The organism is Candidatus Methanoperedens sp. (genome assembly GCA_027460525.1).
Classification (GTDB): Archaea; Halobacteriota; Methanosarcinia; order Methanosarcinales; family Methanoperedenaceae; genus Methanoperedens.
This window is the reverse complement of record JAPZAS010000032.1, coordinates 126,220-140,684: the sequence shown is the minus strand read 5'-3', so window position 1 is coordinate 140,684 and position 14,465 is coordinate 126,220. Positions and strand designations below refer to the sequence as shown.

16 protein-coding genes are annotated in these 14,465 nt (G+C 44.2%); 2 read left to right on the top strand and 14 right to left on the bottom strand.

Annotation, left to right across the window (positions count from 1 at the left end):
- Window position 1 precedes the first annotated feature (1 nt).
- A complete protein-coding gene (locus tag O8C68_11735; GenBank protein ID MCZ7396461.1) occupies window positions 2-844 on the bottom strand; it encodes a CoB--CoM heterodisulfide reductase iron-sulfur subunit B family protein in 843 nt (280 codons plus the stop codon).
- Window positions 841-1,461: a 4Fe-4S dicluster domain-containing protein gene (locus O8C68_11730; GenBank protein MCZ7396460.1), complete on the bottom strand. Its 621-nt coding sequence runs from the start codon at window positions 1,459-1,461 to the stop codon at window positions 841-843. The genes O8C68_11735 and O8C68_11730 overlap by 4 nt, the downstream gene beginning before the upstream one ends.
- A gap of 112 nt (window positions 1,462-1,573) precedes the next feature.
- On the opposite strand from O8C68_11730, the gene O8C68_11725 reads away from it, so the two are divergent.
- The gene (locus tag O8C68_11725; protein ID MCZ7396459.1) at window positions 1,574-2,140 is read left to right on the top strand and encodes a hypothetical protein; all 567 of its coding nucleotides are present in this window, start codon (window positions 1,574-1,576) and stop codon (window positions 2,138-2,140) included.
- A 42-nt stretch (window positions 2,141-2,182) separates the two neighbouring features.
- Window positions 2,183-2,701 (top strand): nitroreductase family protein, encoded by a 519-nt coding sequence (locus tag O8C68_11720; protein MCZ7396458.1) that lies wholly within the window; start codon window positions 2,183-2,185, stop codon window positions 2,699-2,701.
- A gap of 1 nt (window position 2,702) precedes the next feature.
- Here the strand turns inward: O8C68_11720 and O8C68_11715 are convergent, their stop codons facing one another.
- The 12 genes from O8C68_11715 to purL all read right to left on the bottom strand — a co-directional run bounded on the left by O8C68_11715 (window position 2,703) and on the right by purL (window position 14,308).
- Complete coding sequence (locus tag O8C68_11715; protein MCZ7396457.1) at window positions 2,703-3,263, bottom strand: adenylate kinase family protein; 561 nt, start codon at window positions 3,261-3,263, stop codon at window positions 2,703-2,705.
- A gap of 94 nt (window positions 3,264-3,357) precedes the next feature.
- Window positions 3,358-4,449, bottom strand: a complete 1,092-nt coding sequence (hisC, locus tag O8C68_11710; protein ID MCZ7396456.1) for a histidinol-phosphate transaminase — start codon at window positions 4,447-4,449, stop codon at window positions 3,358-3,360.
- The gene (locus O8C68_11705; GenBank protein MCZ7396455.1) at window positions 4,439-5,596 is read right to left on the bottom strand and encodes an acetylornithine transaminase; all 1,158 of its coding nucleotides are present in this window, start codon (window positions 5,594-5,596) and stop codon (window positions 4,439-4,441) included. The genes hisC and O8C68_11705 overlap by 11 nt, the downstream gene beginning before the upstream one ends.
- A gap of 15 nt (window positions 5,597-5,611) precedes the next feature.
- Window positions 5,612-6,379: an AAA family ATPase gene (locus O8C68_11700; protein MCZ7396454.1), complete on the bottom strand. Its 768-nt coding sequence runs from the start codon at window positions 6,377-6,379 to the stop codon at window positions 5,612-5,614.
- A gap of 62 nt (window positions 6,380-6,441) precedes the next feature.
- Window positions 6,442-6,645 (bottom strand): hypothetical protein, encoded by a 204-nt coding sequence (locus O8C68_11695; GenBank protein MCZ7396453.1) that lies wholly within the window; start codon window positions 6,643-6,645, stop codon window positions 6,442-6,444.
- Window positions 6,646-6,700: 55 nt separating this feature from the next.
- On the bottom strand, window positions 6,701-7,486 hold the full coding sequence (gene purQ, locus O8C68_11690; GenBank protein MCZ7396452.1) for a phosphoribosylformylglycinamidine synthase I: 786 nt from the start codon (window positions 7,484-7,486) through the stop codon (window positions 6,701-6,703).
- Window positions 7,487-7,566: 80 nt separating this feature from the next.
- Window positions 7,567-8,061 carry a hypothetical protein gene (locus tag O8C68_11685; protein ID MCZ7396451.1) on the bottom strand — a complete coding sequence of 165 codons (495 nt, stop codon included), beginning with the start codon at window positions 8,059-8,061 and terminating at the stop codon, window positions 7,567-7,569.
- Window positions 8,058-8,363, bottom strand: coding sequence for a UPF0175 family protein (locus O8C68_11680; protein MCZ7396450.1), 306 nt, complete (start codon window positions 8,361-8,363; stop codon window positions 8,058-8,060). Before O8C68_11680 ends, O8C68_11685 begins: the two co-directional genes overlap by 4 nt.
- 211 nt (window positions 8,364-8,574) lie before the next feature.
- Window positions 8,575-9,639: a hypothetical protein gene (locus tag O8C68_11675; protein ID MCZ7396449.1), complete on the bottom strand. Its 1,065-nt coding sequence runs from the start codon at window positions 9,637-9,639 to the stop codon at window positions 8,575-8,577.
- On the bottom strand, window positions 9,639-10,562 hold the full coding sequence (locus O8C68_11670; protein ID MCZ7396448.1) for a hypothetical protein: 924 nt from the start codon (window positions 10,560-10,562) through the stop codon (window positions 9,639-9,641). The genes O8C68_11675 and O8C68_11670 overlap by 1 nt, the downstream gene beginning before the upstream one ends.
- A complete protein-coding gene (locus O8C68_11665; GenBank protein MCZ7396447.1) occupies window positions 10,563-11,255 on the bottom strand; it encodes a hypothetical protein in 693 nt (230 codons plus the stop codon).
- A gap of 86 nt (window positions 11,256-11,341) precedes the next feature.
- A complete protein-coding gene (gene purL / locus O8C68_11660) occupies window positions 11,342-14,308 on the bottom strand; it encodes a phosphoribosylformylglycinamidine synthase subunit PurL (protein MCZ7396446.1) in 2,967 nt (988 codons plus the stop codon).
- Window positions 14,309-14,465: the final 157 nt, after the last annotated feature.

The window sequence follows — 14,465 nt, the reverse complement described above, 5'->3', positions numbered from 1 at the left end:
ATTACTTCCCTATCTTAGCTATCAATTTATCAGCAGGAACGAGGTGCTTATCCAGCCCGAGTTCGCTCGCCGGAAAACCCATGGCAAGCCCGATGAGCTGCGTGAAATAAATAACAGGCATCTCAAGCTTTATATTATATTTTGATTCCACAGCTTTCTGCTTGGCATCCAGTTGGAGATGGCACATTGGGCATGTCACCACGATGCAGTCTGCGCCCGACTCCTTTGCCATCACGAGTATATCCTTTGCAAGGCTAAGAGCCAATTCCTCGTTGGTAAGCAGTACAGGACCGCCGCAGCATTTTGTCTTATAATAATACTTAACCGGTTCCGCTCCGATGCTTGCGATAAGGTTATCCAGCGACTTTGGGTTCTCCGGGCTGTCGAACTTGTTCTCAGGTCGCGTGAGCAGGCAGCCGTAATAAGGCACAGCTTTAATCTTTAATGGGATTTTGACCTGTTCAGCCAGTTTCGCAAGTCCGAAATCTTTTACTATCACTTCAAGAAGGTGTTTTGGTTTTGTATTGCCGTCGTATTTGACAGTAAGGGCTTCATTAATCCTGTTTTTAAGAGTGCTCTCTTCAAGTGCGGACCGGGTGCGCATCAGGTTTGAATAGCAGAGGTTGCACGGCGTTGCCATGTCAAGACCTTTTGCTGAGGCAAGAGTTCTTGCAGACAGGGCAACTCTTGTGGTTCTGTCAGGAACATGGAGGGCGCCGCAACAGTTCCAGTTCTTGATCTCCTCAAGCTCGATGCCGAGGCGGCGAAATACAGCATCCACTGACATGCGGTAATCCACAGCGGTTCCGTGCTGCGCGCACCCCGGGTAATAGGAATACTTCATTTTTCAGCTCCCTCTTGCGGTTGGGGTATTTCTTGAGTCTTCTCTTTTTCTTTTGATTCGCCTTCCTGCTTTTTCCCTGCCATTTTAAAAATCGCTTTTAACTCTTGCGTATCTTCCATCTTATCGATAGACAGCGGGAGTTTTCCTTTTGCGAAAAGACTGAGCCCGAAGGGAACCTGTTTAATCATTTCCGGCTCTTTGAGGCTGTATTTTGAGATCAACAGAAATTCCGAAGCTCTCCCGTTTTTCCCTACCACGCCTGAAAAGATGCTATCGAATCTGGCATTTTTGTTCTTTACCCCTTCCGCTATGGCGATGGGTCGGAGCGCCTCTATGAGTTCAGTCGGGCGAATTCCCCTGGGACAGCGCACAGAGCATGAAAAGCAGGTGGTGCATATCCAGATAGTGTTGCTGTTCAGCACTTCCTGTTTAAGACCGAGCTGTACCATCCGCACAAGCTCACGTGGCGTGTAGTCCATCTCATGGCTTACCGGGCATGAGCCGGCACAGATGCCGCACTGCATGCAAGTTGGAATTTTCTCACCTACAGGTGTTTTTAAAATAAGGTCTCGAAAAGCAGGGTCTCTGGATTCCGCTAGGAGCGCTTCTTTTTTCATAAATTTGAGGGGAAACAGATGTAGGGTTTATGTTATATAAAGATATTGCTGCACTTTGCGCTTTGGGCATGTATCAAAACCTTTATCAGGTCTATTACCAAATCTTATACCGATGTCTGAGTTCTACGATACCCTCACAGGAATACTTGCGAGCAGGCAGATGTCCATAAGCAGCATAGCGAGGGAATTGAAAAAAAACGGACACGACCATCACAGATTGATACTCACTGGATACCTCCGCGCACTGTATGACATGGGTCATGTCGAGGAGACGGATATCCCGCCCTCAAAGGTCTATACGCTCAAAATGAATGTGAAGCGGGATATATATAGCATCGTAAAAGAGCATCTGAAAGGGATTGATATTTCTGAGAGGCTGGAAATTGCAGTTTTTATACTTTCCTCGCTGTTCCACAGACCATGTTTCAAATACGAACTCGGGCTTCTGGGAATTGAAGCACGGAAAAGCGGTGCTGTGAAGGAATCAAAGGACCCCCGCGTCAAGGATTACAGAGCATCGGTTACCCGCGTCAAAATACCTTACGACGACCCTGCATTTGAGATAAGCGATGGCAGCGAGGTTCTGGTAAAGGGGAATGAGGTTCTTATAGATATCATAAACGAGTTAATCGACCTTGATGGCTTAAAGGCAAGATTCCAGCAGACAAAACTTGCCTGAGTTTAAATACTATCAATAACAATTACCATTGGTGGTTTGTGTATGGATTGCATGGAAGCTATTAACGGGAGGCGGTCTGTCAGAAAATTCAAAGACCGCGCGGTTGGAAAGGAGATAATCGAAGAACTTCTGAAAGCAGCCCAGATGGCACCGTCAGCCGGAAACCTTCAGGCGCGGGATTTCATAGTCGTGTCCAATAAAATATCAAAACAGAAGTTAAAAGAAGCTGCCCTCGGGCAGTCGTTCATCGAGCAGGCGCCTGTTGTGATCGTGGTCGTCGCGAATATCGAGCGGTCATCCCGCATATATAGATCAAGGGGAGAGCTTTATGGGATTCAGGATGCCACAGCGGGCGTGGAGAACATGCTTCTTGCAGCGCATTCCATGGGGCTGGCGACATGCTGGGTCGGCGCCTTCGATGAAAACGCGGTAAGCGAGATGCTCGGTATTCCCCATAAAACAAGACCAGTGGCTATAATACCAGTGGGATATGCGGATGAAGCACCCGCTGCGCCGCCCAGGATGGGTCTGGACAGGGTGGTTCACATGGAAACGTGGTGACTTAACTAACCTGTTCTATCCAGTTAATCTTTCCAGGTAAAAACTCCTCGGGAATTTTCCCCTGCTTCAAGGATTCTATAATCGAAACAACGGATTTAACAACCGCAAGAGGATTCATATCCGTGGTATTTATCTCAAAGACCTTGTCCTGTCTTTCCGATGATTCCACAAGTATGACATCCAGCGCCTCAGCGTCGGCATTTTCCTTCACCTTCGCAAACGAATAGTCCTTTCTTTTTCCAAGCCGCTTCCTCAGAGCCACTGGATGCGCCCTGAGCACGATTATGGCATCGGCAGGCAGGAGGTGAGAAAGATGTCCTTCCATGATGACATCCATGCCTGGAGTCCGGCTGATTATCTGTTTCACCCGCTCCTCCAGTTTATCCATATCCGCAATGTATGTGTCCCGCACCTCATCCTTCCCCGAGTAAAGCTTTTCATTGAGAACAAGTTTGTTCAGGTCGATAATACTGTACTGCTTCCTGTACTGCGAATGCTCGCTTATGATGCCGCAAACCGTGGTTTTTCCGGTGCCAGGAGTACCCGAGAGAGCGATAATCATAAACCTACACCCCGCTTTGCGACCTCTGCGCCTCTGCGGTGAATAAAAGCAAACACCGCAAAGACGCAAAGAGCGCAGAGTTTATTAAACATAATCATAAAATTTTGCAGAGGGCATCAATGACCCTTGCGTTCTGCTCCTTCGTACCCACGGTTATCCTGATAAGGGATTGCCCTGCCCCCCGAAACGAAGTGCAGTCGCGAACGATTATACCCTTCTTCAGCAAAGATTCAGAAACCTCCTTTGCAGTGCTGGACGACACGTCTATAAGGATAAAATTCGCCTCTGAGGGATAAACCTTGCAGAGGGATTCAAGTCCTCGAGAAAGCTGGAGGCGCCCCTTCTTCACGGTTTCAATGGTTTTCCTCAGGTGTTCCGTATCATTCAAAGCCGCTATGCCGGCAGCCAGTGACAAAACATCCACAGAGAACGGCGTCATGACTTTCATATATTCCCTGCAGAGCCATCCGGGTACGAGCGCATAACCCATGCGCATCCCGGCAAGCCCGAATGCTTTTGAGAAAGTTCGCCCCACTATAAGATTATCGTATTCTCTCACAAGTCCCGTGAGGTTGTTCTCTGAGAAATCAGCATACGCTTCATCTATGAATACAATGGCATTAACCGATTCCAGAATCTCTCTTGCATCCTCTTCGGGCAGGGCGTTTCCTGAAGGATTGTTGGGTGAGCAGAGAAATATCATCGTTGTGTTGCTATTTACTTTACTAAGAATATTTCCTGCTGTTATCTCAAAATCCTTTCCCCTTGTTGTAAACGCAGGTTTCCCCCCGTTTGCAAGTGTTGCGATTTCATAATAGGAAAAAGTGGGTATTGGTATTACCGCCTCTGCCCCGGGCGGCATGAAAAGCCTCATCACAGTATCGAGTATCCCGTCCATGCCGTTCCCCGAGACCACGATATTATCTACAGGATAATCCGTGTAGAGAGAGAGCGCATATCTTAATTCAAAGGCATCCTTCGGCGGGTATATGTTGACTTTTCCGGCATTTTCTTGAATAGCCGCTACCGCAAGAGGTGAAGCTCCAAGAGGGTTTTCGTTTGAGCCGAGTTTTATTATCTTCTCAGGAGAATGCCCGTATTTTTTTGCTATCTCCTCGATGGATTTTCCGGCAACATACTCGTTAATATCTTTCACCGAGGGGCGCAGAAGCCTTTCAAATCTCATTCAGCACCGATACTGCAATATTTAATTGTTCCTTTGTGATGGTGAGAGGAGGAACAAAACGCAGCACCGATTCCGATGTGCAGTTGAGAAGAACGCCTCTCTCCCTTGCTTTGTTTACAATCTCATCGCACTTTATTGTGAGCTCCACACCCACCATTAATCCTTTGCCGCGTATCTCCTTGACATAATCCTTGTTCTGGCTTTCCAGTTTTTTGATGAGGTAATTCCCCAGTTCTTCTGACCTCTTCACAAGCTTTTCTTTCCTGATGACATCTATATTTGCAAGTGCAGCCGCACATGCAAGCGGGGTGCCGCCGAAGGTGGAGGCATGGTCGCCACGCCCGAAATTTGATGCCACATCTTCGCGTGCCAGCATCGCTCCCATGGGAAAACCTCCGCCCATGGCTTTAGCTGTTGTCATGATATCGGGTTTGATGCCAGAATGCTCTTTTGCGAACCATTTTCCTGTCCTGCCGAAGCCTGTCTGCACCTCATCCAGTATCAATAACGTGCCTGTTTCATCGCACAGCTCCCGCACTTCTCTAAGATAGTCATCAGAAGGGATTATCACTCCGCCCTCGCCCTGTATGGGCTCAAGTATCACGCCTGCTGTGTCTTCATTGATGGCGGTTCTTACAGCCTCGGCATCGTTATACGGCACGAATACCGCAGGCGCAAGCGGTTCAAATGGTTTTCGGTATTTTTCCTTGTGCGTGACGCTAAGAGCCCCCCTTGTCCTCCCATGGAAAGCGTTCTCCGTGGCAATGAATTCCTTTTTGCCCGAGGCTTTGCGGGCAAGTTTCAGCGCACCTTCGACAGCTTCAGTTCCTGAGTTGCAGAAAAAGACGCGATCCATGCCTGTGATTTTGACAAGCTCCTCGGCGAGAGTCGCCTGCTGTTCGGTATAATAAAGGTTTGAAACATGGATTAACTGCTCAGCCTGCCGTTTTATTGCTTCTACAACCGAAGGATGGCAGTGACCAACATTATTCACAGCTATGCCGGCAACGCAGTCTATGTATTCTTTTCCATCAACGTCAGTCACCACGGCGCCACGTGCGCTTTTTATTGCTATTGGCTGGCGCGTGTAGGTGTTGAAAATATATGTTTCATATTTCTGGACTATCTCGTCATAATCAAGCTGCATTTGATTCTCCAAATGTTATTTCGCGCCCACTGTCTCTAAAAGGTTGACGTCATCAATCATCACGGTTTCGGCGGGATGGATAACGATACCTTTTTCCTGAATGTCGTAGGGATGCAGGGTTTCATCATGCTTGACGCCTCTCATCTTTAATATTTCGATTGCCCTTACCCTGCTTCCACCTACCCTGAAAACATGCAGCCTGATAACTCCTGATGAAAGATATTCTTCAACACTGAACAGTTCGGTGTCCTGTATCTCGCTTGTCATGAGGGTGGTACAATCAAGAAATTCAAGGTTTTTGATGAACTCGGACACAATCTGCCTGACGTCTCTTTCTTCCGAGGCTAATTTAACGGATGTTATGGAATCGATGAAAACCCGTTTTGCTTTTATTGATTCAACCTCGGTTTGAATTTGCTTGAAGATTTCCCCAACATTTTTGGTTGCGGCTACAATACCCAGAGGACTGCTGTCTGGCGTTTTTACAAATTTTGTATACTTGAACGGGTCAGCATATATTATCTTTATTTTTTTCTGGGCTACCAGTTTCTCAATATCCCAGCCGAATCTCCACATATCCCGGATCATCCTGGATGGGGTTTCTTCCATTACAACAAGCACCCCGGGCTCGTTATAATTCATTGCCCCGCCCACCAGATACTGTATCCCGAATGTTGTCTTGCCTGCCCCCGGACCGCCTGTCACAATGATGACATCGTTCTCAACGTATCCTCCTTCGATTAATTCATCAAGCCCTGGAATAGCAGTTTTTACTTTGCCCATTCGTTTCCTCGCTACTATGGAGAAATGAATTTATTAATATATATAATTGATTGTAAAAGAGATTATGGATGAGCAAGAAACCTGTTCCTTGTGAACTCATTGAGCACCAGTTCTTTCGCCGGGATGTCCTCATCCTTGCACTTTTCCTCTTTCCATGCCTCTATTGAACGAAAAATAAAGAACATGCCGTCCTTTTGTTTGGACGCATGGAGATTCGGATCCTCTGCCGTATCAAAAAATTCCAGGTATCCATCTAAGACAGTCATCTAAAGCAAATGATGTGTTAATCAATAATGAAGCTTGCGACGAAAAACTGGGAATTTATAACCTCTCCCTCACATACTCCACAGCATTCCTGAATATCGCCACCCCTGCCCCTTCCTCAGGCAGCTCCTCCCTTGTCCATGCCGGGTGGTTTGTCCTGTGCGTGAAGGCTTCCGGGTGCGGCATCATCCCGAAAACCCTCCCGGTCTCGTCGCATATCCCTGCGATGTTATCCACAGAGCCGTTGGGATTAAACGGATATCCGCCAGAGGTTCCCTCTCTGTCCACATACTGGAATACAATGTGGTTATTTTTTTTCAATCTTGCAAGCACCTGCGGGTTTTTAGCCACGAACTTCCCCTCGCCGTGTCGTACTGGAAGGTAGATGCTGTTTATTCCCTTCGTAAAAAGGCACTTTGAGCTTTTATTGGCTTTAAGGTGCACCCACCTGTCCTCGAATCTTCCCGAGTCATTGAAAGTGAGGGTGACTTCCTGCGCGGCATAATCCCGATCAAAAGCAGGCAGAAGCCCCATCTTTACCATTGCCTGGAAACCATTGCAGATGCCGATAATAAGATTTCCTGCATCTATGAATTCCTGAATCTGCGCGCCCAGATTGTATTTGAGCATGTTGGCAAGCACCTTGCCCGAGGCAATATCATCCCCGAAGGAGAAGCCGCCCGGGAGCGCCACAATATTAAAATCCGAGAGTTTCGGGGTGCCATTGATAAGGTCGGTGAGATGGACGCGCTCTGCATCCGCACCGGCAAGCCTGAAGGCGTGCGCAAGCTCCATATCGCAGTTTATGCCGTAGCCTGTGAGGACGAGGACTTTCGGGGTCATGTTATTGTTAATTCTGAGTGTTTCTCCTTATACTTAGCATTAGTCTTTGTAAGACACGAGTTAAACAGACATCTCATATCTCATTGAAGAATCCTTTGAGTATCCTTGATTCTTGTATTATCTTTTTGCTCAATTTCAGATATTAGTTCCTGCACTTCTTTTTTAGTTAAAATCTTAGACTCCCAGAATGATCTTAAAATTGAATGCAAACTTATTGTTGTAACATCATTGACTTCTGCGAATGATATGGCAACTTCATCCATTGACGAGAAATAATATTTCCGGTTCATGCAAATGGAGATTGCTTCCAGTTCGCCTCTTCCAAGGCGCCGATTGGCTTTTATAAATCCACGATACGTTTTCTGCTCTTCCTCGTCTGGATATAGAATCTTGAACTGTTCAAATATTTTCAATGGAAAAGAGTAACCATAATCCAGAGGAACGCTGAGTTCTTCATAAATTTTAGGGGTTATGTAAACATCGTGTTTTGAGAAGAGCTTTTTTAACAACAATAAAGTGTCGGTTTTTGCAAATGTGCTGAGAATGTCTGCATCGAAGATGACTGGCATTTTCATCCGTGTAATATCAGTTTAACTTCTTTTTTGATTTTTTCCCTGGAAGGGGCTTTGATAACCCTGACCATGCCCCTGCTTGCAAGTATTTCTTTAAATCCCTGAGTCGATACGCCTGCAATTTCTGAAGCCCTGCTTAAAGAGACAGTACCTTTTTTATAAAGTTCAAGAGCGATTTCTATTTTCAGGGCAGGCTTGACTTCCAGTAAAGTTCTGACCGCTTCGTCAAGCAGTTTATTTTTGCTGCCAAAGTATCGTGATTTTGAGAGAATATCAATACTTTCGCGCACAAGGCTTTCTGTCATAATTTTCACCGGAGTTTGTATTATTATAAACGTATTATGTAATAACTGTTTACTTTCAAAACCCTCGGATTGACAGGAACTCGATTGAACTCGCATTAACATTTGAGATAGAGATTCATTTAATTTAATAAATTCAATTGTATTAATTTGTGGCGCTATCGATGCAGCTTTGACCTGGGAAATTAAAGGGCTGGGGCTGTAAAGCAGTTAATTAACTAACGATGTTTTTTTCAGCTCCAGCTACATTATTATAAATTCCAATAATATCATGGAAAAAATTATCCAGAGTTTGTTTTCTGAACTCTTTCTCCAGAACATATGATTTTTCTGCGCTTTCCTCAACCATAAAAGAGTCCACAATATTGATTTCAGGCATATCGGGGCGGAATTTAAATTGAACTTCAAGGCTAATTTTATAAGGCTCAGTTTTGTGAGCCATTTTCAGTATTATACTTGGAAAGTAATAACCTGACTTTTCGCATTTAATAACAAAGGGATTAGTCCGTAAATTGTGTCCATGCAGGATTGCATCATTAATCCCTTCCAAGAATTTCTTATCCGCTTCTTCCAATTCCTCCTCAGATTCTTCACCTTTTCTAACCCTTATAGTTACTACTTCTTCCAGTTTCCACTTTTTATATTCATATTGAAGAACTTTATCGATAAAGTCGATTTTTCCCTTTACATCAAATCGTTCCAGTGTTATAGGAACAATATCCATTTTTGTTTCTTCATTCTGCCCTATCGCCGTGATAATTTCTTTTACTGCGCCATAATCTTCATTTTTGCTATGATTGAAAACAACTATTTTGCCTGTCTCGTCGTCTCCCTTCTCTATTCTGAATTCACCTTTTCTCTCCTCAGCACTTATCAGATTCATTTTGCCTGGGGTTTTTCGTTCAAAAGAGTATGAAACTGTGATGCTGTGCGTATGGGGGTCTACTATCGACTCCCTAATAGTCAACTTATTTTGATTTTTTATCACTTCACCGCTATTGAAGGCTTCTTTAAGTTCTTGAATGCTTTTGCTTGTTTTAATTTCAAATCCGCTGACCTTATCATAATTCTGCTTAGTTGCAGTAATGGATTTCATCATTTCAAAATCTTCATAGCCAAAAACTATTCTTGATGCATATTTTGCTATTTCAGAGCGTTTATTTGTTGCAAACAGTATGCCCATTTTTTTAAAATAATCCCTGGCATTGTCAAAACTGATAAATTCATTGAAAAAGTCATCGATCTCGCTATCATTCGGATAAAATTCTTGGAGTTCCATTACGCGAGCCTCCAAGGTACGTCTTTGAAGCGGTTCATAGGTTTAAAAATTATCTGTTTTTTCTGGCCTTCTCCATATTGCCTTTCAAATTCACTTGTTTGTCCTCTATAGTCTATAGGGTCTTCATAATGATAGACCCATATTTCCTCGTCAGTTAACTGGAACCTTCTTAAAGCTAAATACATATACTTCAAGCATGCGGTAGTCAATTTGTCAAAATAAAGAACGACTGTGACATTGATAGGCATAGAACCACCGTTTGGAAATTCCTTAATCCTTACCATTTTTCCGAAAATGAATTTTGAATTGAAATACTCAAGACCAACAAAGTTCTTGCCTCTTAATGAGTCACTCTCAGGATAACTTGGATAATAAATATCGAATTTCCCTTTTCCATTTAACTCATTCGTTAATCCATTGATAACGTCGATTATAGAATATAGTTTTAAAATATCATAATTGTTCAATACATAGATTCTTGACATATTGTGTTTTTGTGGTATTTTGACCCCTTGCAAGTAGTCTTCAAATTTGCCCTTCTCGAACTTGTCATGTGACCATATCATTAAAAGTCCTGTATTGACCTTTGCATGGTTAAAATTTAGCTTCTGCGTAAACTCTTCAGAATGCGGAACGCATTCAACTGCCTGAATTAGATTATCAACAGATTCTTGAACAAAGTCTTTATTTATATTATTCCATGCGTAATACTTGGTTTCAGTTATAACTCCTATCTCACAATTTTGATATGGATCGAAATAAGTCAAAAAAGCATCAATTCCATGACCAACTTTGCGTCCAGTGTGGATAGCGCAAGGTATGTCCATGTTTGTATCTCCTTTCAAATTCCACCCCAAGTTACCAAGTAGCTCTACTGCGTGTTTTGTCCATCTATTTCCCCTATAGGGCTGTTCTTCTGGCAATTAGTTGCTCTCCAAGAATAATATATTCTTAATCTCATCTATAATATCGTATAGATTATTAAGCTTATCAAATATCATGAGACTTCCATTCTCATAAAAGCCCATGCTTACATTTCTTCCATCAAATTTAGTAGATGCGCCCATGTAAATAATTTCTCCAGAATAATTATCTATCAATTCTTTGGCGGTTTGTTGTTCCAATATTCTTACCCAGAATGTTCCTGAAAGCTTTTGATTGAACTTGAAATTTCTAATTCTTAGAGAGGTGATATTCAAAATATTATTTGATTTTTTGAATTTTGGAAGCAAGTTTAGTGGCGAAAAATTGACATCTTCTATGGGCATTTCAAAATCCGTTATTTTGCCTAATTCCGTCAATAAACGACGTGCATTTGAGGAATTTGAAAATACTACTATGAGATTGTGTGAAAAGTCTATTGAAAAGCTAATAACTGCCTTATTTATTATTTTTTCTTTTTTAATATCTAAGCTCTCGTCGTCGAACTTATTTATGAATGAAGGATACTGAAATATGTAATTTGCATAAATAATATTCTCTCCGATTTCCTTAATGGCGAAACCTTCGCCTTTAGATTTAGAATATTCATTTTCTTTTATTTTTTTTATAATATCCTTTAAAGAGATACCATCACTCTGAATACGCTTGAAAAGCATAGTTGTACGTGAATCCATAAACTATACACTCTAAATAGAGAAAATCAACCTACGTAAGAACATATCCTTGATAAAACTTTCGAAACTGTTCATATAATAAAATTTTACCACCGCAGCGTCTTCTGCCACGCCTCCTTAAGCTCATCTATCCCCGCGCTCAGCACCACCTTCTCCCCGTCCATCACCGCGAAATTCTGCTGCTGTGTCACCATGCCTATATCAGCAAACACATTGCCTTTCATTATCGCCTCGAACCTCTCAACATTATCCAGCGCCACAGTCACCACGAATCTGCTCTGGGATTCTGAAAACAGTATCGTATCAGCACGCCTGATGTTCTCCACAGGCACCTTTGTCAGCTCGACCGTCATCCCAAGTTCTCCTGAGAACGCGCTCTCAGCCAGCGCCACTCCAAGACCGCCGTCTGAGCAGTCGTGGCACGAGGCGACAGCGCCCTCACGGATGGCTTTTTCAAGCGCAATATAGAGCTTCTTCGCAGAACCAGCATCCACTTTCGGCACGTCATTTCCAATGTAACCAAGAGAAGCGAAATACTCAGAAGCGCCGAGTTCATCCTTCGTCATTCCAAGGACGTAAATCCTGTCATCCGGTCTCTTGGCATCCATCGTCACCGCTTTCCTGACATCCTCTATCTTGCCTATCGTCGAAAAAAGCACCGTGGGCGGGATTGAGATTTTCCTCCTGCCTATGATATAATCGTTCTTCATGCTGTCCTTTCCCGAGATGCAGGGCACGCCGTAGGCTTTGGTGTATTCGTACAAAGCCATGTTCGCCCTCACAAGCTGCGCAAGTTTGAATTCGCCGTCAGGATTTTTCTCTGATTTCACAGGGTCGCACCAGCAGAAATTATCAAGCCCAGCTAAGTGATCGAACGAGCCTCCCACGCATATATGGTTGCGCACGGCTTCATCTATGGCGGCGGCGGTCATGTGGTAGGTATCAATGTCGCCGTATCTGGGACAGATGCCGTTCGCCACCACCACACCTTCCATGCTGCCGAGCAGTGGTCTTAGAACTGCGGCATCGCTCGGTCCATCGCCTGTTAGCGGCTTAAGCACTGAACCGCCCTGCACTTCATGGTCGTACTGCCGGATAACGTATTCCTTTGAGCAGATATTGAGGCGAGAGAGGAGGGTCTTAAGGGCTGAGGTCAGCTCCACAGTCCCGAGCACGGGTTCTTCGAATTTACGGGTTTCCCAGCGTGCATCGAGTTTCATGGTTGGAAGACCTCTGTGCAGGAAATCCATATTCAGATAAGCTACGGTTTTATCGCCGTACATTGCATGGAATTTTCCAGAGTCTGTAAAGGTACCGATGACAGTAGCCTCAACATCCCTTGTTTTTGCAAGCTCTAAGAATTCATCAATCTTATCAGGGGAAACAGCAAGGGTCATTCTCTCCTGCGATTCCGAAAGCAGTATTTCCCAGGGGTCAAGACCAGCGTATTTTAATGGGCAGTTTTCAAGTTCTATGAGACAGCCTCCCGAGAGTTGCGCCATCTCTCCCACGGAGGAGGATAATCCTCCTGCGCCGTTATCGGTGATGGCGTTGTACAGTCCTTTATCCCTCGCTTCAAGCAGGAAATCCAGCATCTTCTTCTGGGTTATGGGGTCACCTATCTGCACCGCTGTTACAGGGGAATCCTCATCCAACTCAAGGGACGAGAAAGTAGCGCCGTGTATGCCGTCTTTCCCTATTCGACCTCCGGTCATCACTATAAGGTCGCCGGTGTGGATTTCCTTGATATGCGATGGCTTCCCGTTTATTGTTGAAGGCATTATCCCCCCCGTGCCACAGTACACCAGAGGCTTTCCGAGATACCTGTCATCAAAGACTATGCAGCCGTTCACCGTGGGGATGCCGCTCTTATTTCCGCCGTGCTCCACGCCGCGCCTCACCCCTTCAAATATCCTCTTGGGATGGAGAAGACGAGGCGGCAACTCCTTATCATAGAACGGCGAGGCAAAACAGAAAACATCCGTATTGAAAATCAGTCTTGCCCCCATACCCGTGCCAAGCGGGTCGCGGTTAACGCCCACAATACCGGTAATGGCGCCGCCGTAAGGGTCAAGGGCAGAAGGCGTGTTATGTGTTTCCACCTTCATAACAAGGTTATAATCGCGGTTGAATTTGATCACGCCTGCGTTGTCTGTAAAAACAGAAACAAGCCAGGGTTTATTGATCTCCTTAGTTGCTCGCTTTATAAAAGTATTGAAAAGCGAATGTATAGTCTTCGTACCTTTTTCATCCGTATAGGTTATCTGCGAGTTGAAAATCTTGTGTTTGCAGTGTTCTGACCATGTCTGGGCAAGCGCCTCAATCTCCACATCGGTGGGCAGGGAAAGACAAAACTCTTCTCTATCTTTTTTAACATCGGCTTTGTTAAAATATTTTTGGATTGCCTTCATCTCCGAAAGGTTCAGGGCAAGAAGCCGCTGCCTGCTTAGTTCTTTTAATTGATTATCACTTGCCTCTAAGTTCAGTGTCAAGACCGATGGTGTGTGTTTTCCTTTCACCACAGGGAGAGGAAGACGCACACCCTTTTCTTTATTCCATTCCTTGATGCCTGCTATTACCCATCGTTCAATCATGCTGTTTGCAAGAAGCCCTCCTGCAATACGCTTGACCTCTTCCTTTGTGATGTTCCCATTGATGAGGTACTGCTTTGAAAAATAAACTCCACTCAACGGGATTTTCAGTATGTCTTCTGAGGCTTTTTTTGCCGTCGTCCCGACATTATCCGTCACACCTGGCTTGAAGCCCACTTCTATCAGCCATGAAAAATTCTCTGCCAGGGGTTCATCAGAAAAAACCTGTATCACAGGGTCCGCGAATAGTTTTTCCCCCAAAAGCTTTACCTGCTCATTTGATAGAGTTGCATCAAGGGTATAGACTTCAACAGTTCTGACAGAATCCACATTAATATGCAGGTCTTCTACTATCCTTTTTCTAATGCTTTCACCCAGCGCATCCCTCATCCCTTTTTTAAAACCGACTTCAATTCTCCTGACCATTATTCGTTCCTTTTGATGAATGATATATTTGGTCATATTACGATGCAGATGATATAAAATAACTTTGGCAAATCAGGTCACAATTATATCTGTCCTTCTTCTTTAAGTAGCAACTGCTCTAAGTTTGAGGTCAAAAAGATATTCCGCAGGTGTTATGGCAATACTGTAATAGTATAATATTGGAATAATCTAA